18 protein-coding genes are annotated in these 18,446 nt (G+C 69.5%); 9 read left to right on the forward strand and 9 right to left on the reverse strand.

Annotated features, from left to right (window positions below; genetic code table 11):
- Positions 1-19: 19 nt before the first annotated feature.
- From ACQPXB_RS46120 to ACQPXB_RS46130, 3 genes are all read right to left on the reverse strand, one after another.
- The gene (locus ACQPXB_RS46120) at positions 20-325 is read right to left on the reverse strand and encodes a DUF6966 domain-containing protein (RefSeq protein ID WP_432848320.1); all 306 of its coding nucleotides are present in this window, start codon (positions 323-325) and stop codon (positions 20-22) included.
- A gap of 44 nt (positions 326-369) precedes the next feature.
- A complete protein-coding gene (locus ACQPXB_RS46125; protein ID WP_366582363.1) occupies positions 370-1,020 on the reverse strand; it encodes a class II aldolase/adducin family protein in 651 nt (216 codons plus the stop codon).
- Positions 1,021-1,141: 121 nt separating this feature from the next.
- Positions 1,142-2,320: a hypothetical protein gene (locus tag ACQPXB_RS46130; protein ID WP_432848322.1), complete on the reverse strand. Its 1,179-nt coding sequence runs from the start codon at positions 2,318-2,320 to the stop codon at positions 1,142-1,144.
- A gap of 384 nt (positions 2,321-2,704) precedes the next feature.
- On the opposite strand from ACQPXB_RS46130, the gene ACQPXB_RS46135 reads away from it, so the two are divergent.
- From ACQPXB_RS46135 to ACQPXB_RS46150, 4 genes are read left to right on the forward strand one after another with little or no spacing between them, the layout of a single operon-like run.
- The gene (locus tag ACQPXB_RS46135) at positions 2,705-3,880 is read left to right on the forward strand and encodes a DUF445 domain-containing protein (protein WP_432857115.1); all 1,176 of its coding nucleotides are present in this window, start codon (positions 2,705-2,707) and stop codon (positions 3,878-3,880) included.
- 42 nt (positions 3,881-3,922) lie between these two features.
- Positions 3,923-5,146 (forward strand): DUF445 domain-containing protein, encoded by a 1,224-nt coding sequence (locus tag ACQPXB_RS46140; protein ID WP_366582361.1) that lies wholly within the window; start codon positions 3,923-3,925, stop codon positions 5,144-5,146.
- A gap of 52 nt (positions 5,147-5,198) precedes the next feature.
- Entirely contained in the window at positions 5,199-6,518 is a 1,320-nt protein-coding gene (locus ACQPXB_RS46145; RefSeq protein ID WP_432848324.1) for an alginate O-acetyltransferase AlgX-related protein, read from the forward strand.
- 58 nt (positions 6,519-6,576) lie between these two features.
- Positions 6,577-6,951 carry a hypothetical protein gene (locus ACQPXB_RS46150; protein WP_432848326.1) on the forward strand — a complete coding sequence of 125 codons (375 nt, stop codon included), beginning with the start codon at positions 6,577-6,579 and terminating at the stop codon, positions 6,949-6,951.
- 1 nt (position 6,952) lies between these two features.
- Here the strand turns inward: ACQPXB_RS46150 and ACQPXB_RS46155 are convergent, their stop codons facing one another.
- The 3 genes from ACQPXB_RS46155 to ACQPXB_RS46165 are packed head-to-tail and all read right to left on the reverse strand — an operon-like array spanning position 6,953 to position 9,603.
- A complete protein-coding gene (locus tag ACQPXB_RS46155) occupies positions 6,953-7,846 on the reverse strand; it encodes a metal ABC transporter permease (RefSeq protein WP_366582358.1) in 894 nt (297 codons plus the stop codon).
- Positions 7,847-7,849: 3 nt separating this feature from the next.
- Positions 7,850-8,686 (reverse strand): metal ABC transporter ATP-binding protein, encoded by an 837-nt coding sequence (locus tag ACQPXB_RS46160; protein ID WP_220244774.1) that lies wholly within the window; start codon positions 8,684-8,686, stop codon positions 7,850-7,852.
- Positions 8,686-9,603, reverse strand: coding sequence for a metal ABC transporter solute-binding protein, Zn/Mn family (locus tag ACQPXB_RS46165; protein WP_366582538.1), 918 nt, complete (start codon positions 9,601-9,603; stop codon positions 8,686-8,688). Before ACQPXB_RS46165 ends, ACQPXB_RS46160 begins: the two co-directional genes overlap by 1 nt.
- A gap of 196 nt (positions 9,604-9,799) precedes the next feature.
- Here ACQPXB_RS46165 and ACQPXB_RS46170 point away from each other — a divergent pair, with 196 nt between their 5' ends.
- The 4 genes from ACQPXB_RS46170 to ACQPXB_RS46185 all read left to right on the forward strand — a co-directional run bounded on the left by ACQPXB_RS46170 (position 9,800) and on the right by ACQPXB_RS46185 (position 13,473).
- On the forward strand, positions 9,800-10,900 hold the full coding sequence (locus tag ACQPXB_RS46170; RefSeq protein WP_364049900.1) for a LacI family DNA-binding transcriptional regulator: 1,101 nt from the start codon (positions 9,800-9,802) through the stop codon (positions 10,898-10,900).
- A gap of 112 nt (positions 10,901-11,012) precedes the next feature.
- Positions 11,013-11,504, forward strand: a complete 492-nt coding sequence (locus tag ACQPXB_RS46175; RefSeq protein ID WP_220244776.1) for a beta-class carbonic anhydrase — start codon at positions 11,013-11,015, stop codon at positions 11,502-11,504.
- Between the two features lie 24 nt (positions 11,505-11,528).
- Positions 11,529-12,404 carry an A/G-specific adenine glycosylase gene (locus ACQPXB_RS46180; protein WP_432848329.1) on the forward strand — a complete coding sequence of 292 codons (876 nt, stop codon included), beginning with the start codon at positions 11,529-11,531 and terminating at the stop codon, positions 12,402-12,404.
- A 115-nt stretch (positions 12,405-12,519) separates the two neighbouring features.
- Complete coding sequence (locus ACQPXB_RS46185) at positions 12,520-13,473, forward strand: peptidoglycan recognition protein family protein (protein WP_432848331.1); 954 nt, start codon at positions 12,520-12,522, stop codon at positions 13,471-13,473.
- Between the two features lie 53 nt (positions 13,474-13,526).
- On the opposite strand, the gene ACQPXB_RS46190 is transcribed toward ACQPXB_RS46185, so the two are convergent.
- Positions 13,527-14,267, reverse strand: a complete 741-nt coding sequence (locus tag ACQPXB_RS46190) for an alpha/beta fold hydrolase (protein ID WP_432857119.1) — start codon at positions 14,265-14,267, stop codon at positions 13,527-13,529.
- Between the two features lie 70 nt (positions 14,268-14,337).
- On the opposite strand from ACQPXB_RS46190, the gene ACQPXB_RS46195 reads away from it, so the two are divergent.
- Positions 14,338-15,756: a M1 family metallopeptidase gene (locus tag ACQPXB_RS46195; protein ID WP_432848333.1), complete on the forward strand. Its 1,419-nt coding sequence runs from the start codon at positions 14,338-14,340 to the stop codon at positions 15,754-15,756.
- Here ACQPXB_RS46195 and ACQPXB_RS46200 read toward each other — a convergent pair.
- Positions 15,732-17,135 carry an AAA family ATPase gene (locus ACQPXB_RS46200; RefSeq protein ID WP_432848335.1) on the reverse strand — a complete coding sequence of 468 codons (1,404 nt, stop codon included), beginning with the start codon at positions 17,133-17,135 and terminating at the stop codon, positions 15,732-15,734. The two genes, ACQPXB_RS46195 and ACQPXB_RS46200, sit on opposite strands and share 25 nt — an antisense overlap.
- A gap of 28 nt (positions 17,136-17,163) precedes the next feature.
- Positions 17,164-18,351: an FAD-dependent monooxygenase gene (locus tag ACQPXB_RS46205; protein ID WP_432848337.1), complete on the reverse strand. Its 1,188-nt coding sequence runs from the start codon at positions 18,349-18,351 to the stop codon at positions 17,164-17,166.
- Positions 18,352-18,446: the final 95 nt, after the last annotated feature.

An 18,446-nucleotide genomic window follows, 5' to 3' on the forward strand; every position in this document is an offset into this window, starting at 1 on the left:
CCGTTCGGAAGACCACCGATCAGCGACGTAGTTCGGTGGCCTGACTCCGGATTCGACCGCCAAGGGCGTGAATCTTTTCGTTCACCGCACTGATCTGGTCGGAATCGAATGTGTGGCCACTGTGCGGGCAGATCACCAGATCGTTGAAGCTGCCTATGCCACCGTAGGCCGCCAGGATGCGCTCGAGTCCGTAGGAATCACCATTGGCAAGATCGACACGGGCGCGCCGGAAGTGCTGGCTCCACCCGCGTTCGCCGACGCTGTCCAAGCACGCGACAAGAACATCGACGTCGGCGATGAGCTTTGCGACGGAAGCATCGGGCACTCACCGAGCATGGCACATGCATTCATGCGGCTGCGGTCAACGCTTTAACCCTGCCCATAACCACGCAGTTTTTCCACCACCCGCCCGATCTCATCGGCCGGCAACAAAGCCGGCGTGCCGGCCGAGCGGGCCAGGAGCCACACCTGGCAGAGCCACTCGAGCTGGCGCGCCCGGTCGTACGCCGCAGCCAAAGTGGCGCCGTAGGTGATGGTGCCGTGGTTGGCCAGCAGGCAGCCGCGGCGAGTGTCCAGCGCCGTGAGCATGTGGGTGGCCAAAGCATCAGTGCCGTAGGTCGCGTAGGGGGCGACGCGGACGGACGGGCCGAGGGTGGCCACGAGGTAGTGGATGGGCGGTAGCTCGTCGACCAGGGTGGACACGGCGGTGGCGTGGGGGGAGTGCGTGTGGACGACCGCGTTCACCGGGGAGCCGTCGGGGTCCCGAGCCTGGTTGTAGATGGCCAGGTGCATGGGGAGTTCGCTGGTGGGGCGGAGACGGCCGTCGACCGCCTCGCCGTCCAGGCCGACGACGGGGATGTCCGAAGGCGCCAAAGTCGAGTAGTCCACACCGGTGGGGGTGACGGCGACCAGGGCGCCGTCGCGGATGGAGAGGTTGCCGGAGGTGGCGACGGCCAGGCCGTCCGGAGACAGGCGGCGGGCGTGGGAGCAGATGGCTGCGCGTTCGTCTTCGAGGATCAAAGGACTGGGCCTCCGGCGCTGGTCGATAGCGACATTCTCACCGCGGACATCGGTGGCGAGCGAGGCGAAGCCGAAAAAAAGCGGGCCCACCGGTGTGGTGGGCCCGCAAACGACCGGGGAATCAGCGAGCGGTGACGTCCTCGGATTCCGACGAATCGGCAGCGTCCTCAACGGACTCCGGCTCCGTGGCTGCCTGGTCCGCCGGATTCAGCAGGCGCAGGGCTTCCTGAACGGCGACGTTGGTGGCAGCCAACCGGTCCGCCACCTTCGCCCGCAGGTCGAGCGCCAGGGTGCGGGCTTCGGTGGCCACGGTCTGCTTCTGGAGGGCGTCGGCGAGGGCGCTGTCCGTCTGAGCGCGCTTGCTGGCGATCTCCTCGGACGCGACGCGGTCCGCTTCGGCGCGGGCGGCCGCGGAGGCGGCTTCGGCGGCGGCGTCGGCCTCGACGCGGGCGCGGGTGGCCGACTCGTCGGCTTCGGCGCGGGCTTGGGCGGCGGCTTCGTCGGCTTCCGTGCGAGCGCGGTCGGCCGCGGCGGTCCGGGTCGCGATGTCCTCGTTCGCAGCGGCCGTGCGGGTCGCGATGTCCTCGTCCGCGGCGGCGGTGCGCGTGGCGATGTCTTCGTTGGCGGCAGCCGTCCGCGAAGAAATGTCTTCATCAGCCGCAGCCGTGCGCGTGGCGATGTCCTCGTCCGCCGCGGCCGTACGGGTCGCGATGTCCTCATTCGCCGCCGCCGTGCGTGAAGCGATCTCCTCGTCCGCGGCCCGGGTCCGGCGCTCGATGTCCGCGTCCGCAGCCGCCGTGCGCTCGTCGATGTCGGCCTCGGCCGAAGCGATGCGCGACGCGATGTCCGCCTGTGCCTCCGTCAGCAGCCGCTCGCGCTCGGCTTCCGCTTCCTTGCCCAGGCGCTCGACGGTGCGCTGCGACTCGTGCGCGTACTTGTCCGCCTCGGCGCGGGTGGCGGTGGCGTCGGCTTCGGCGGCGGCGCGGAGGTCGGCGATCTCCTCCTCCGCGAGCTGCATCATCATGCGCACGCGCTCGGCCATGGCGCCGGCGCCGGACGGGCTCGAGCTCAGCCGCACGAGAGCGGCCTTCGTCTCGGACAGCTCGTTCTGCGTGGTGGTGAGGGCCTTCGACAGCTCGCCGGCCGTCGCAATGGCCTCGTCGCGGCTGTGGGACGTCTCCCGCAGCTCGCGCGAGAGCGCCGTGAGCCGCTCGTCGACCTGGCGCTGGTTATAACCCCTGACGGCGACAGCGAACGGGACGCTCTTCGGGGTGGCTTCGGACTTCTCAGGCGCGACCATCGGGCCACCTTAGTGAGGGCAGGTCCGTGTTTACGTACCGCCAAACGGCTGCATTACAAAACGCACAACCCTCGGTCACGCATGGCATCGCAGACAAGGAGGGACAGCCGGGAGAACAACGAGGAAACTACAGGAGACCGGAATGGACGGTCCGAAACAACGCACCGGATCGGTCTTGGGCCCGACCGGCACGAACCCGGCCAATACGCGGCCCCGCCGAGCCACCACCGTCGATCCGCAGCCGGGCAGCCCGGAAGCCGGCCAAGCCCGAACCGGTGAACGCCCGACGCGGCTCCCCGATTCACCGCCCGCCGCCCGCTACCGTGCGCGTGAGCGCGACACGGGGAGGCAAGCGCGGTGCACCACTGGCAGGTCTACGCGACGATGCCGTTCATCGCCGCGCTGATCGGCTACGTCACCAAACGCGTGGCCATCGAGATGATGTTCCGGCCCGTCGAGTTCGCCGGCATCAAACCGTTTCTCGGGTGGCAGGGCGTGCTGCCCGCGAACGCCGAACGCATGGCGACGACCGCGACGGAAATGCTCACCACGAACCTCGTCGACCCGAAGGAGATTTTCGCCCGGCTCGACCCCGCGCAGGTCGCCAAGGAAATCGAAGAACCACTGCTCGAAGTCGTCGAAGACGTCACCCGCGAGGTGATGGAGACCTACCAGCCGCGGCTGTGGGAGGTGCTGCCGACGGCCGCGCAGCAGTTGCTGCTCAAGCGGGTGCAGGCCGAAGCGCCACGCGCGATCACGAAGATCATGCGCGAAATCGCGGCCAACATCGAAGATGTGCTCGACCTCAACCACATGGTCGTCGCCAACCTCGTGCGCGACAAGGCGCTCCTCAACCGCCTGATCCGCGACATCTCGAAACCCGAAATGCAGTTCATCGCACGCTCCGGAATCGTGTTCGGCTTCATTCTCGGCTGCGTTCAGCTGCTCGTGTGGACGGTCGCGAAATCGCCCATCGTGCTGCCGCTGTTCGGGCTCGGCATCGGCTGGTTCACCGACTGGCTCGCGCTGAAGATGATCTTCCTCCCCCGCGAGCCGAAACGGTTCTTCGGCCTCTACACGTGGCAGGGCGTGTTCCAGAAACGCCGCGACCAGGTCGCCGCCGACTACGGCGACATGATCGCCCGCGAGATCATCACCGTGCCCAACCTGCTGGAAGCCGTGTTGCGCGGCCCGAAGTCCGACCGGCTGTTCACCATGATCACACGCGAAGTGCAGAAGACGATCGACGCGCAGGCGAGCGTGGTGAAACCGTTCGTCGCGATCGCCGTCGGCACGAAGCGCTTTCAGGAAATGAAGCAGACGGCCGCCGCGATCGCCGCGCACCGCGTGCCCGAGACGATCCGCCACGCCGAGGACTACGCCGTGAACGCGCTCGACGTGCGCAACACGATCGTCGACCGGATGCGCAAGCTCACCCCGCTGGAATTCGAACAACTGCTGCGCCCGGCGTTCCGGCAGGACGAATGGAAGCTGATCGCCGTCGGCGCGGTCATCGGCGGACTGGTCGGCGAGCTCCAGGCGCTGGTCCTGCTGCACTGACAACTGCGATACGGTTTCTCCGGCGAGCGGAGGGAGGCCGGTTTGGACGCAGTCCTCGACGACCTCGCGCGGCACTGGCCGGTCTACGCCACGATGCCGTTCATCGCCGCGCTCATCGGCTACGTCACCAAGCGCGTGGCGATCGAGATGATGTTCCGCCCGCTGGAGTTCGTCGGGATCAAACCGTTCCTCGGGTGGCAGGGCGTGGTGCCCAAGCACGGCGGCCGGATGGCGGCCATCGCCACCGACCTGCTGACCACGAACCTGCTCGACCTCAAGGAGATCTTCGAGAAGATCGACCCGGTCATCGTCACGCGCGAGCTGGAGCAGCCGCTGCTGCGGGCCGTCGACGCGATCGCGCGCGACGTGCTGGAGGAGCACCACCCCAGGCTGTGGGAAGTGCTACCGACGCTCGCGCAGGAGCTGCTGATCAAGCAGGTCCAGGCCAACGCGCCGCGGCTCGTGCGCGAGTTCCTGGAGGACGTGCGCGACAACCTCGACGAAGTGCTCGACGTGCGGCACATGACCGTCGAAAGCCTCACCCGCGACAAGGCCCTGCTCGTGCGGCTGATCCGCGAGACCTCGCGCCCGGAGATGGCGTTCATCGCCCGCGCCGGCATCTTCTTCGGCTTCGGCCTGGGTGTCGTGCAGGCGGTCGTGTGGGCGTTGACGCGCCAGCCGCTCGTGCTGCCGATCTTCGGCGGCTGCATCGGCCTGTTCACCGACTGGCTCGCGATCAAGATGATCTTCCTGCCCCGCGAGCCCGTGCGCGTGGGCCGCGTGATCCTGCAGGGCAAGTTCCAGCGCCGCCGCGCCGAGGTCGCCCGGCAGTACGGCGAGCTGATCGCCAACGAAGTCCTGACCACGGCGAACCTGCTCGAAGCCCTGCTGCGCGGCCCGAAGTCCGACCGGCTCGTGGCGATGGTCGAACGCGCGGTGGGCCACGCCGTCGACGAGCAGGCCAGCCTCGCGAAGCCCGTGCTCACCCTGGCCGTCGGCGGGCGCCGGCTGCAGGAGATGAAGCACGAAGCCGCGCGGCGGGCGTTGGCGGAGCTGCCGCAGACCGTCCGCTACGCCGAGGGCTACCTCACGCAGGCCATGGACGTCGCCAAGGTCATCGAGCAGCGCATGCTCGCGATGACGCCGGTGGAGTTCGAGGGGCTGCTGCGGCCGGCCTTCCGCCAGGACGAGTGGAAGCTGATCGCGGTGGGTGGCGTGATCGGGTTCATCGTCGGTGAGCTGCAGGTCCTGCTCATGCTCGGCTGAGTTTTCGGTGGTTGCCCACACCTCGTTCACCCGAAGTGGCTACCGTGATCGAGTGGCGTCCCAACCCCCTCAGCTGCCAGCCGTCCACGAGGCGTACCTGCCCCGCGAGCACGCGCTGCATCGTCCGCGGCACGGCAAGCGGCAGCTCACGGCGCTGATCTGCGCGCTGCTGTTCTTCACCACGCCCACGCTGCTGTGGGTGTTCGGGGTGCGCCCGACCGAGATCGAGAACCACAAGCTCGCGGGGTTCCCCAGCATCACCGACGGCTTCGGCTTCTTCACCGGCCTGCCGACGTGGGCCGTCGACCAGCTGTCCTTCCGCGCGAGCGCCATCAACGCGGCCGACGGCATCAGCCGCGGGGTCTTCCGTGAGGACGCGCCGCTGGACCAGGGTTCGTCGTCGGACTCGGGCCCCATCCCGGCGCCGCCGCTGCAACAGCCGGGCGCGCCCAACCAGGGTCCGGCCACGCCGAGCCTGCCGGGCAGCAACCAGGCCGGCTACCGCAAGGTCGTACAGGGCCTCGACGGCTGGCTGTACTACGGCTACGACGCCGAGGCGAAGTGCACGCCCACCCAGGACATCGACACGACGCTCAAGAAGGTCAACGAGCTACGCACCGCCGTCGAGGCGTCCGGGCGCAAGTTCATCTTCGTCGTGACGCCGGACAAGACGACGATGGTGCCCCAGTTCCTGCCCGACAGCTACCCGGGCAAGGAGTGCTCGCAGGCCGCCGCGCCGAACGACTGGTACAAGATGACCACCGTCGGCCACTCCTTGGATCTGCGCCCGGCTCTGGCCGCGTCCGCCGCCCATGTGGGCCACCCGATCTACGCCCCGAACGACACGCACTGGCGCGACGAAGGCGGCGTCGCCCTCGCCCGGGCCCTCGCCGAGGCTGCGCAGCCCGGGGTCACCCAGAGCTGGCAGTCCACTCCGGACGGCGTGTACGACGGCGTTGCCGACCTGCCGCTGCTGATCGGCAAGACAGGCACCAAGTCGAACACGCAGTACACCCTCGAGCCCGACGGCGTCACCGACCGCGCGGCCGGCTTCATCTCCAACATCGACACTCCGGTGCATCGCACCTCGGCGCCCCTGCCCGGCACGATCGCCGAGCCCACGCTGGTCTACGGAGACTCGTTCAGCCTCGCGTCCTCGCGCTACCTCTCCGCGGCCTTCACGAACCTGACCTACCTCGCCTACTCCACCGACAAGACGCCCCAGGCGGCCGCGGTCAGCGAATTGGTGAACTCGCGGGTGGTCGTGCTGCAGGCCGTGGAACGCAACGTCGTCGGCGGCCTCGTGCCGTTCACGAACGACGGCTTCATCGCGGCGGTGAAGACGGCGATGGCGGCGCACCCGGTGGGCTGATCACCCGATCCAGGCAAAGCGCTCACACCGGCACCTTCGCGATGTCATGATCAACTACATGAAGAAGCCGAGCACGATCGCAGCCACGCTCGCCATCGCCGGTGCCTTCCTCGGCGCCGCCGCTCTCGCCGCGCCCGGTGCTTCCGCGTTGCAGGGCTGCAGCGACCACGGCGGTTACCGCAACTGCCGCACCGACGCGAACGGCGGTTTCGTGAGCGTCACCGCGTACCCCGGGATCGTCAAAGCCGCCAAGAGCCAGCCGGCTGACGTGTGGATCGACAGCAACCAGGCGAACCACCTGGCCGTCGGCCAGGGCTACACGGAGTACCGCCCGCCCAACGGCGGCCTGCGCTACCGGGCGTGCGCGTGGTTCCAGAACCCGATCACGTACAACCAGGGAGTCGTCTGCACGGCCTGGGTGCAGGGCTACTGACTCAGCCCACCGCCACCGGAGGCGCCGGTTGCCGAGCCGCCGGTGTTGTGCGGACGCCGGTGCGGCGGTCGCGCGCCCAGGAGATGGCGCGGCAGACCAGGTAGATCAGGAACGAGATGGCCGTGACGAAGGCGCTCACCGGTTTGCCCGGGGCCAGCGACAGGATGATGCCGCCCAGGGCCGCGACCTCGGCGAAGATCACCGAAAGCACGGTGGCGCGCAACGGGCTCGCCGTGACGCGGGCGGCGGCCGCGGCGGGAGTCACCATCAGGGCGACCACCAGCAGCGAGCCGACGATCTGCACGCTCAGCGCCGTGGCGACACCGACGAGCAGGGAGAACACCACCGTCAGCGTCTTCACCGGCACGCCGCGCGCGACGGCGACGTTGCGGTCCACGCTGGCGAACAGCAGCGGCCGGTAGACGCACGCCAGGACGGCCAGCACGGCGATGGCCGAGACCACCAGTGACGTCAGGTTCGTCGAGTCCACGGTGATGATCTGGCCCGTGAGAATGCCGAACTTGTTGGCCGACCGTCCCTTGTAGAACGACAGCAGCAGCACGCCCATGCCGAGGCCGAACGAAAGGATCACGCCGATCACGGAGTCGCGGTCGGCGTCGCGGGTGCCGAGGATGCCCAGCAGCAGCGCGGCGGCCACGGCACCGAGCAGTGCGCCGTACTCGACGCCGACGCCGATCAGCAGCGCGCCCGCCGCGCCGGTGAAGGCCAGCTCCGACGTGCCGTGCACCGCGAAGGACATGCGGCGCATCACGATCAGCGGGCCGAGGATGCCGGCGAGCAGCCCGAGCACGGCGGCCGCGATGAGGGCCGTCTGGACGCCGGGCAGCTCGGTGATCAGCTCCCACGTCTTGGCGAAGTCGAACATGCCGTCCAAGGCTCAGCCCACTGCTTCCTGCTCGTGGTGGTGCGGTTGGTCTTCGCACAGGGAGCTCTGCGAACCCGCGATGTGGATCTGCCCGCCGACGCGCAGCACCTCGACGCGCGTGCCGTACAGCTCGGACAGCGTCTCGGAATTCATCACCTCGTCGGGCTTGCCGACGCGGAACGAGCCGTTGACCAGGTACAACACGCGGTCGACGAACTGCAGCACCGGGTTGATCTCGTGTGTCACGAACAGCACGGCCGTGTCCGCCGTACGCCGGCGCCGGTCGATCAGCTCGCTCACGGCGCGCTGGTGCGCGAGGTCGAGCGACAGCAGCGGTTCGTCGCACAGCAATACGGACGGGTCACCGACCAGCGACTGCGCCACCCGAAGGCGTTGCTGCTCGCCGCCGGAAAGCCGCCCGATCGGCTGCTTCGCGTACGCCGTGCCACCGACCGCCTCGATCGCCTCGGCGACGCGACGCCGTCGGTCTCGCATGCCGAACACGCCGGTCCCCCAGCGGTGCCCGTCGAGGCCGAGGCCCACGAGGTCGACGCCGCGCAGGGTCAGGCCGTCGTCGATCGCGCGCTGCTGCGGGATGTAGCCGACCTTGCGGTTGGCACCGCCCGGGCGGCCGCCGGCGATCTCGACGCTGCCGGCCGAGAGGCTCTGCATGCCGAGCAACGCCTTGAGCAGGCTGCTCTTGCCGGATCCGTTGGGGCCGAGGATCGCGAGGAACTCGCCCTGCTCGACATCGAGGTCGAGCCCGGACCAGAGGGTGCGGCTGCCGAAGGCCAGGCCCGCCCCGCGGACGCGAACCGCGGGGCGAACCGTCGAGAGCGCGGCGGACATCAGCTGTTCAGAGCCCCGGACAGCGAGTCCACTTCCTTGGTCATCCAGTCAATGTAACCCGTGACGTCGGCGGGCAGCGTCTCGGCCACGTCGACCACGGCGACGTTCGACGCCTTCGCGTCCGACACCACCTGCTGGGTCAGCGGGGTGACCGTCTGGACGTTGTTGATCAGGGCCTTGACCTGCTTGTTCTTGATGAGCTGGGTGAAGTCGTTGACGGCCGTGGCGGGCACGTCGGTCTCGTTCTCGACCGCGTCGGAGAAGGCCTTCGGGGTCGCGTCGGTGATCTTCGCGGTCTCGAGCAGGTAGTGGGCGACGGGCTCGGTCACCACGACCTTGGTGCCCGGGTGCGCGGCGCCGAGTGCTTCGGTCTTCTTGACCAGCGCGTCGACCTGGCCCTTGAACTTCGCGGCGTTGTCGTCGAAGGTCTGCTTCGACGACGGCTGGATCGCGCTGAGCGCCGAGGCGACCTGGTCGGCCACCTTCTCCACACCGGGCAGGTCGAACCAGACGTGCTCGTTCTCGTCGCCGGTCGCGGCGATGTCGTAGGCCACGAGCTTCTTCGCGCCCGACGCCTGGTCCGCCAGCTTGCCGAAGAAGTCGTCGTAGCCGCCGCCGTTGGCGAGCGTGAGCTGCGCGTTCTTCGCCGCCAGCGCGTCGTCGGCGGTGGACTCGTACGAGTGCGGGTCGGCCGTCGGGTCGTGGATGATCGATTTGACTGCCACCTTGTCACCGCCGACGGCCGTGACAACGCTGCCCCACACGTCCGTGGCCGCGACGACGTTGATCTGCCCCGAGGTCGAGGAACCGGAACCGGCGCCGGTCGCACCCGAATCGGTGCTGGAGCACGCGCTGAGTGCGAACACGGTCAGAGCCGAAGCGGCGGCGAGCACGCCGCGGGCGCGGCGGGTACTCAGGCGGGAACTCATCGAAGACTCTCCTGGGTCGAACCGATCAGCTAATGGAAATCGTTGTCAGATTCACTTTACCCCATCCGCATGACAAGGCCCGCTCCACCGGGTGGCAGAAGGCCCGTCCGTCACTCAGCGGATCGAGACACTCACCACAGGGGTGTCGCTTCTGGAAAACGATCTGAACCGTTACGGTTTGCGGATGGGCCGTCCTATTCGCACCCGGAGGCAGGCGACACTGGCGTCGCTGGCGGCGGAGCTCGGGGTGTCCAGGACCACCGTGTCCAACGCTTACAACCGCCCCGACCAGCTGTCTCCCGAACTGCGGCGGCGCATCCTCGAGACCGCGCGCCGCCTCGGTTACCCCGGCCCGGACCCGGTCGCCCGCTCGTTGCGCACCCGCAAGGCGGGCGCCGTCGGGCTGCTGCTCACCGAGAACCTGTCGTACGCGTTCCGTGACCCGGCCGCGGTCGGTGTGCTCGAAGGCCTCGCCCTCGCCTGCGAGGACGCCGGGGTCGGATTGCATCTGGTGCCCGCGAGCCCCGGCCGCGAAGACGTCGCCGCCGTGCACCGCGCCGGCGTCGACGGTTTTGTCGTTTACTCCGTGCCCGACGACGACCCGCACCTGGCCGCGGTGCTGGAGCGGCCCGTCCCCACGGTGATCATCGACCAGCCGCGCATCGAAGGCGTGGACCGCGTCGGCCCGGACGACGCGGCGGCCGTCACGCGCCTGGCCGAGCACCTCGTCTCGCTCGGCCACCGGCAGGTCGGCGTGCTGTGCATGCGCCTGGCGCGCGAGCGCAACGACGACTTCGTGACCGCGCAGCGCCAGAGCAGCGCCCACTTCCACGTGCAGCGCATCCGCCTCGAAGCCCTGGCCACGGCGTTCTCCGCGGCCGGTGTCGACTGGGCCACCGTGCCCGTGGTCGAGCGTTTCGACCACACCGTCGACGACGGTGCTTCGGGCGCGCGCCAGTTGCTCGACGCGTACCCGCAGGTCACGGCCGTGATCTGCACGTCGGACATCCTCGCGCTCGGCGCGCTGGCCGAAGCCGAACGCCGCGGCCTGCGCGTGCCGCTCGACCTCACCGTGACCGGCTTCGACGGCATCGCCGAGGCCGAGCGCCTGGGGCTCACCACCGTGCACCAGCCCGTGCTCGAGAAGGGCAAGGTCGCGGGGCGGCTGCTGCTCGGCTCGGCCGAGCGCGTGGGCCCGAAGGTGATCACGCTGCCCACCGAGCTGCGGATCGGGCGCACGTCGGCGCCGCCGCGGACCGTCGAGGAGCCGTGGTTCGGGGGCTGAGCACCCCTGTTTTCCCGTGACTTCGGACCTATCCCGTTGTAACGGACGCTCCGGGCGGGTTCCATGGGAGGGACCGCCCGCATAGTCGGGGAAGCGTGGCCGAAAGGTGACCATGACCTCCATCGACGTTCTTCTCAAGCGCAACGAGGAACTCGGCAACGTCGTACCGGGTGACCGCTCGTCGCCCAAGCCCTCGTTGCACGTGGCCATCCTGACCTGCATGGACGCGCGCGTGCGCGTGTTCGAGATCTTCGGCCTCATCCAAGGCGAGTCCCACGTGTTGCGCAACGCGGGCGGCGTGGTCACCGACGACATGATCCGCTCCCTCGCGCTCAGCCAGCGCAAGCTCGGCACGCGCGAGGTCCTGATCGTGCAGCACACCAACTGCGGCCTGTCGACGGTGACCGAAGACGACTTCAAGGACGAGCTCGAACAGGCCACGGGCCTGCGGCCGACCTGGTCGGTGGAGGCGTTCCGCAACGTCGAGGACAGCGTGCGTGTGTCGATGGAGCGCGTGCGCCGCAGCGACTTCCTGCCGCACACCGACAACGTGCGCGGATTCGTCTACGACGTGAAGACCGGGAGCCTGACCGAGGTGGTCTGACGCGCGTCGGTTTCAATGGTCGGCGTGGCTGTGGACGCGGACGTTCTGATCGACTGGTTCGACACGCACGGGCGAGACCTGCCGTGGCGGGAGCCGGAGTGCTCCGCGTGGGGCGTGCTGGTGAGCGAGATCATGCTGCAGCAGACGCCGGTCGCGCGTGTGCAGCCGATCTGGCTCGAGTGGATGGCGCGCTGGCCCGTGCCGTCGGCGCTGGCCGCGGAGACGACCGGCGAGGTCGTGCGGGCGTGGGGCAAGCTCGGTTATCCGCGTCGCGCCCTGCGGCTGCACGCGGCGGCGACGGTGATCGCGGCCGAGCACGGCGACGTCGTGCCGTCCGATGTGGACACCCTGCTCGCGCTGCCCGGCATCGGCGCGTACACCGCGCGGGCCGTGGCGGCCTTCGCCTACGGCAAGCGGGCGCCGGTCGTCGACACGAACGTGCGGCGCGTGGTCGCGCGGGCCGTGCACGGCGCCGGCGACGCGGGTCCAGCGTCGAACACGCGCGACATGGCCGACGTCGAGGCACTGCTGCCGGCCGAGGACGCGCCGGCGGCCAAGCTGTCCGCGGCGTTGATGGAGCTCGGTGCGCTGATCTGCACCGCGCGGGCGCCGCGTTGTGCTGACTGCCCGGTGTACGACACCTGCACGTGGCAGCACAACGGCCGGCCGGAGTACGCGGGGCCGGCCAAGCCCGTGCAGAAGTTCGCGGGCACCGACCGGCAGGTGCGCGGCCTGCTGCTCGATGTGCTGCGCGGCAGCGAGGGGCCCGTGGATAAGGCACGGCTGGACATCGTGTGGCACGAGGCCGGGCAGCGCGACCGGTGCCTCGACTCGCTGCTGGTCGACGGGTTGCTGGAGCAGACGGACAGCGGGCTGTTCGCGCTGCCGGGTGAGCACTGACGGGCTGGTTCTCACGGGGTACGACGAAAGTCGGCAAAAAGTTGTCATGATCTCCCTGGCGGGTTAGCTTTTCCCCGACGCTGTTCCGGCACCGTTTCCGGCGAGGGGGATTCGCATGGGGGAAGCCACTCGCCGTGCCGTGCTCAAGGGCGGGCTCACGGTCACCGCGGCGAGCGCGTTCGGCCTGGTCACGGCGCGATCCGCTGCGGCGGTCACCGCGCCGAAGATCCACCCGACGTCCGAGTGGAACGCGCGACCCGCGACGGGCGCGATCGTGGTGGAGAACCACAAGCCGACGTACATCGTGGTGCACCACACCGTCGACCCGGGCAACAACACCGACTATTCGCTGGCCCACGCGTTGCAGATCTCGCGCGACATCCAGAACTTCCACATGGACACCCGCGGCTGGATCGACACGGGCCAGCAGTTCACGAACAGCCGCGGCGGCTACGTGACGGAAGGCCGGCACCGCAGCCTGGAAATCCTGCGCGGCGGCACGCAGCACGTGCAGGGCGCGAACGTCGGCAACCACAACAGCGAATGCCTCGGGATCGAGAACGAGGGCCTGTACAGCACGGTCGACGTGCCGGTGGCGCTGTGGAATTCGCTGGTGTCACTGGTCGCCTACATCGCCGACCAGTACGGGATTTCGCCGAGTTTCATCAAGGGCCACCGGGATTTCAATTCCACGGAGTGCTGCGGTCAGGTGCTGTACGACCGGCTTCCGGAGCTGCGGACAGCCGTTTCGCGAGTGCTCGGCGTCGCGGCTTCGCGGGCAGAGGTGCCCGAATGGCCGTTGCTGAAGCCGGGCGACGTGGGGCCCAGGGTGCTTACGGCGCAACGGTTCTTGCGCGCCGCGGGTTACGGCGTGCCGACCGATGGCGTGTTCGGACAGTCCACAACGGACGCGGTGGCTGCACTGGCGTCTGCCCATGGGCTGTCCCGCGACAGCTGCACGGCGGCGCGGGCCGCGGACGAGTCGGGGTTCCTCGGCTCGGACGTGTGGCCGCTGATCGTGCCGTCGGGCAGGTCCGCCGCCGCGTGGCGGGTCGAGCTCGCCCACTGACCCCGGCGGGTCACGCGTGCCGGCGAGGGCGGTACGCGTGATCCGCCGGTTTCTCAGAGACCGGCGAGGAACGCTTCGACGGCGCCGCGGTAGATCTCGGGTGCCTCGGCGTGGGGCAGGTGCGCCGAGCCGGGGACGACGACGTGTTTCGCGCCCGGCACCCGTTCGGCCACTTGGGCTTGCTGGCCGGCCGGCATGGCCGTGTGTTCGCCCTCGACGAGGAGCAGGGGGCAGCTCAACGAGTCCACAATGGACCAGTAGTCGCGGCGGCCCCATTCGGCGGCGATCTCGTAGAGGTTCTCCAGGTTGGCGATCAGGTGGTAGCCGTCTTCGCGTTCCTCGACGCATTCGGTGAAGTAGTCGCCCGCGGTGCCGAAGAATTCGCGGACGTGGGCGAGGGATTCGAACGGCACCGGCCAGCTGTCGAAGTAGCCGCGCCAGGTCTCGACGGTGCGGCCGCGCTGGTCGGGCGCGAAGTCCTCGCTGACGACCCCGCGGACCAGTTCCGGGTACTTGGCCGCCGTGGCCCAGGCGTGGAGGCCGCCCATGGAGTGGCCGATCAGCACGGAGGGGCCGATCTCACCCAGCACCCCGGCGATGTCCTCGGCGAACTGTTCGGTGGTCCACGGGCCGGTGTGCGGCGCGCGGCCGTGCCCGCGAGCGTCGAGGGCGTGGACGGAGCCGTAGCGCTCGAGCCATTGGGCGACCGGCCACCACGTGCGGGCGCGGCCCATCAACCCGTGCAGCAGGAGCACCGACACGCCCGTGGTGTCGGCGCCGCCGAAGTGGATCAGCCCAGGTCGCACCGCGCCTCCCGCTGTTTCGTCCGGTAGCCAATCACACCCGAGCCCTTAGGGTGAAACGATGCGCCGCCACCGGACCGCCGTCTTCGCCCTCGCCGGTGTGCTCGCGCTGTCCGCGTGCAGTGCGGACAATCCGGACACCGCACCGCTGCATCCGTCCGCGGGAGCGGCCGGCGCCGGCGATCCCTATTACCCCGAAGACGGCAACGGCGGTTACGACGCGCTCGACTACCACGTCGACGTCGGCTACGACCCCGCGAGCGGCCACCTCGACGGCGACACGACCGTCACCGCGAAGGCCACGCAGGACCTCAGCCGGTTCAACCTGGACCTGCGGGGGCTTGACGTCGCGTCGGTCGAGGTCGACGGGAAACCCGCGAAGTTCAGCCGGGAGAAGGATTCCGAGCTGGTGATCACGCCGCCGCAGCCGTTGCGGGCGGGCTCGACTTATCGCACGCGCGTGCGGTACTCCGGCGATCCGACGAAGACCGAGCACGACGGCGGCAGCGAGACCGGCTGGAGCCGCTCGGCCGACGGCGGCGCGTTCATGGTGGGTGAGCCGCATTCGGCGGCGTTCTGGTACCCGGTGAACGAAACCCCGCGGGACAAGGCGACGTTCAGCGTGACCGCGCACGTACCGGACGGCTGGACCGTGATTTCCAACGGTCGTGAGCAGAGCAGTTCCTCGGCCGGCGGCAAGACCACCACCACGTGGACCGAGCCGAACCCCATCGCCAGCTACCTCACGACGATCGCCATCGACAAATTCACCGTGAAGCGCTCTTCGCTGCCCGACGGCACGCCCGTGGTGTCGGCGTACGCGCCGGGCGCCGAGCCGCTCGAGGCCAGCGGCGACCGGCTGCCGGACATCCTGGCGTTCCTGAGCAGCAAGTTCGGCCCGTACCCGCAGAGCGCCGCCGGCGGTATCTACCTCGCGGAGGACATCCACTTCTCGCTGGAGACGCAGACGCGCCCGACGTACGCGAAGTGGGCCGACATCCTCACCCTGGTGCACGAGAACGCCCACCAGTGGTTCGGCGACTCGGTGTCCCTCGACTCGTGGTCAGACGTCTGCCTCAACGAGTGCTTCGCGTCGTACGCGCAGTGGCTCTGGTCCGAACGCGAAGGCCAGAACCTCGACGACCGCTACCGCGCGGCCCTCGAGATCACCCACGCCAGCACCGACTTCTGGAACCGCAAACTCGTCGACCCGGGCCCCGGTCACGAGTTCGAAGCCGTGTACGACAAGGGCATCCTCGCCCTGCACGCCCTCCGCCGCCGCATGGGCGACGGCCCGTTCTCCACCCTGCTGCGCGACTGGCCCACCGAGCACCGCCACGCCAACGCCACCTGGGCCGACTTCACGAAACTCGTGAACCGCCTGGCGGGCCAGAACCTCGACCCGTTCCTGGACGACTGGTTCCGCACCGCGAAACTCCCGTCGGACGCGGACCTCTACCCGGGCACACTCCGCCGCTGAGCCGAGGCGCCGAGCAGCGACCTGGTGAGCGCATTGCGCGCGTCCGCCATCTCCGCCAAGGCGCCGCCCAGTTCGGTGTCTCCGACCACGACCTCGGCGTCGGGGTTGGCGGCGAGGCTGCGCAGGGTCGCGCGGCGGAGGAGTTCCTTCACGAAGGACGCCGTGACCCCTTCGGTGGCGTCGACGATCGGGGCGAGGTCGGCCGTGACCTTGAGGCCGCGGGAGTACAGCTCCAGCAGCGCGGCGCGGCCGGCGGCGTCCGGCAGCGGGATCTCGACCGCGAGGTCCACGCGGCCCGGCCGGTCGGCCAGGGCTTTCTCCAGGTCACCGGCGCGGTTGGTGGTGAGGAGGAACGTGACGTCGGCGTCTCCGCCGACGCCGTCCATCGCGTCGAGCAGGCTGAACAGCAGGGGTGTGCCGCCGCGGGAGTGGTCGCGGTCCTCGGCGATGAGGTCGACGTCCTCCAGCACGACGACGCTCGGCTGCAGGCGGCGCGCGAGCGTGGCGGCCTTGGAGACGAACCGCATCGCCGAGCCGGTGAGGATGACGACCGTGCTGCCGGGCAGCCGGCCCATGAGGTAGCGCACGGTGTGCGTCTTGCCGGTGCCGGGCGGGCCGTGCAGCAGCACCCCGCGCTTGAGGTGCTGGCCGGCCGCCAGCAGGCGTTCGCCGTGTTCCGCGATGCCGAGCGTGTGGCGTTCGACCGCGTCGAGCACTCCGTCGGGCAGCACCACCTCTTCCGGCTCGATCGCGGGCCGCGGCAGGAAGGTGAGCAGCTCGTTGCCGCGGTGCTCGCTCACGCCGAACGCCAGCACGTGGCCGCGCAACACGTCGCGCTCCGCGATCAGCTGCTCGATGCGGTCGCGCGTGGCCGTCGCCGCGGCGCGCTCCCCGGCGATCACCTCCAGGCGGCAGTACATCTGCCCGTACTGCTGGTTCGTCCCCCGCACGCCGACGATCACCGGCGTGCCATCGGGCGCGGCCGTCCCCACCAGCCCCAGCTGCACGACCTCCGCCGCCGCGTCCGGCCCGACCGTCGCGGTCGTGTAGTCGACCGCCCCCAGCTCGTACAACTGGTGATTCCGCGCGGCGAACAGCATGCCCACCAGGTCCTCGTGGCCGCGCTGCCCGCCCGCGATCCCGAACCAGTCCGTGCCGACGCCGTGCTCGGCCAGGTACGCGTCGACGCCCGCCTGGATGTTGGCGTGCTCCCAGTCCTCGTAGTTGCGCGTCACCACCAACGCCTGCGTCAGCGGCACCTCCAGATGCCCGGTGACGCGCTCGACCAGCTCGTTGGCCTGCCGCAAGCCGACCGCGTCGGCCGTGGCTTTGATGATGCGCTGAAGGTCGCGTGCGAGTGCTTCGTGATCTTCCCCCATGTGCCCCAGAGTGGCATGAAACGCCCAGTCAGGCCACTGACGTCAGGTACCGCGAATAGTCCGGCAACTCGAAGCCGTTCAGCACCGCCAGCATCGAGGCGAACAGCAGGCGTTGCGGCAGGTGCGGCAGCAGCCGCATGCCGAGCTGCTGAAGGCGAACGCCGAGAGCGCTCGACGGTGAACTGGCACGAGCGTTGGTCCGGCCCATCTTCTGGTTGGCCAACACCCACGGCCGGAGACGGCTTTCGTACGCAGGCAACCCGGCCGGCACATCCGGCGCGGCCGCGAGTTCCCCAGCCAGGACGTAAGCCCCGACCAGGGCGAGGCTGGTTCCCTGCCCGGACGACGGCGAGGCGCAGAAGGCGGCGTCCCCGAGCAGACCGACGCGGCCGCGGGACCACGACGGGAGGTGGACCTGGCTGACGGAGTCGAAGTAGAAGTCGGGAGCGTCGTCGATCTGCGACACCAGTTCCGCGGTCTCCCAGCCGAGACCCGACAGCCGCGAGCGCACCAAGGATTTCTGCCAACCGATGTCGCGGTGGTCGTGGTGCAAGTCGTCGGCGTGGAACGACGCGAAGGCCATGAAGGCCTGGTTCGAGTTGATCGTGCGGACGCCGACGCCGCGCCCCGGCGCGTTGTGCACCAGCGACCAGTTCGCCAGGCCCAGGTGATTGCGTGCGGTCCAGAACGCCAGGTAGCGGCCCAGGTGCTGCAGCGGCACGTCACCGAACAGCAGGGACCGGACGCCGGAGTGGAGGCCGTCGGCGCCGATCACGGCGTCGAAGACCCGGGGCGAACCGGACTCGAAGGTGACGTGGACGCCGTCGGGCTGCTCGTCCAGCGCGACGATCCGGTCGCCGTAGCGGTATTCGCAATCCGTCGCTTCCCGAAGAACCCGCGCGATGTCCCCGCGGAGGATTTCGATTTCCGCGATCGGGCCGTCGCCGTCGAACTGGTCGACGGTGAGGGTGGCGCGGCGCCGTCCGCCCGCGTCGACGAGGGACAGGCCGCGCGTGTCGGTGCAGGCGGCGCGGATCTGGTCCAGCAGGCCCATCCGCTCCGCGGCGATTTTCCCCACGCCGCGCAGGTCCACGGCCTGCCCGCCCGGCCGCGGCGCGGGCGCGCGTTCGACCACCGTCGCCTCGATGCCGTAGCGGTGCAGCCAGAACGCCAGCGCCGGGCCGGCGATGCTCGCCCCCGAGATCAGAACCCGCATGGTGTGCCCCCCGTTCACGAACCTGCCCCAACATGATAGTCACAACTATTTGACAGTTACTACCACTTTCTTCCGCGGAAGACGGAAGTAGGCTG

The sequence above is a fragment of the Amycolatopsis sp. CA-161197 genome (assembly GCF_050942255.1).
Lineage (GTDB): Bacteria > Actinomycetota > Actinomycetes > Mycobacteriales > Pseudonocardiaceae > Amycolatopsis.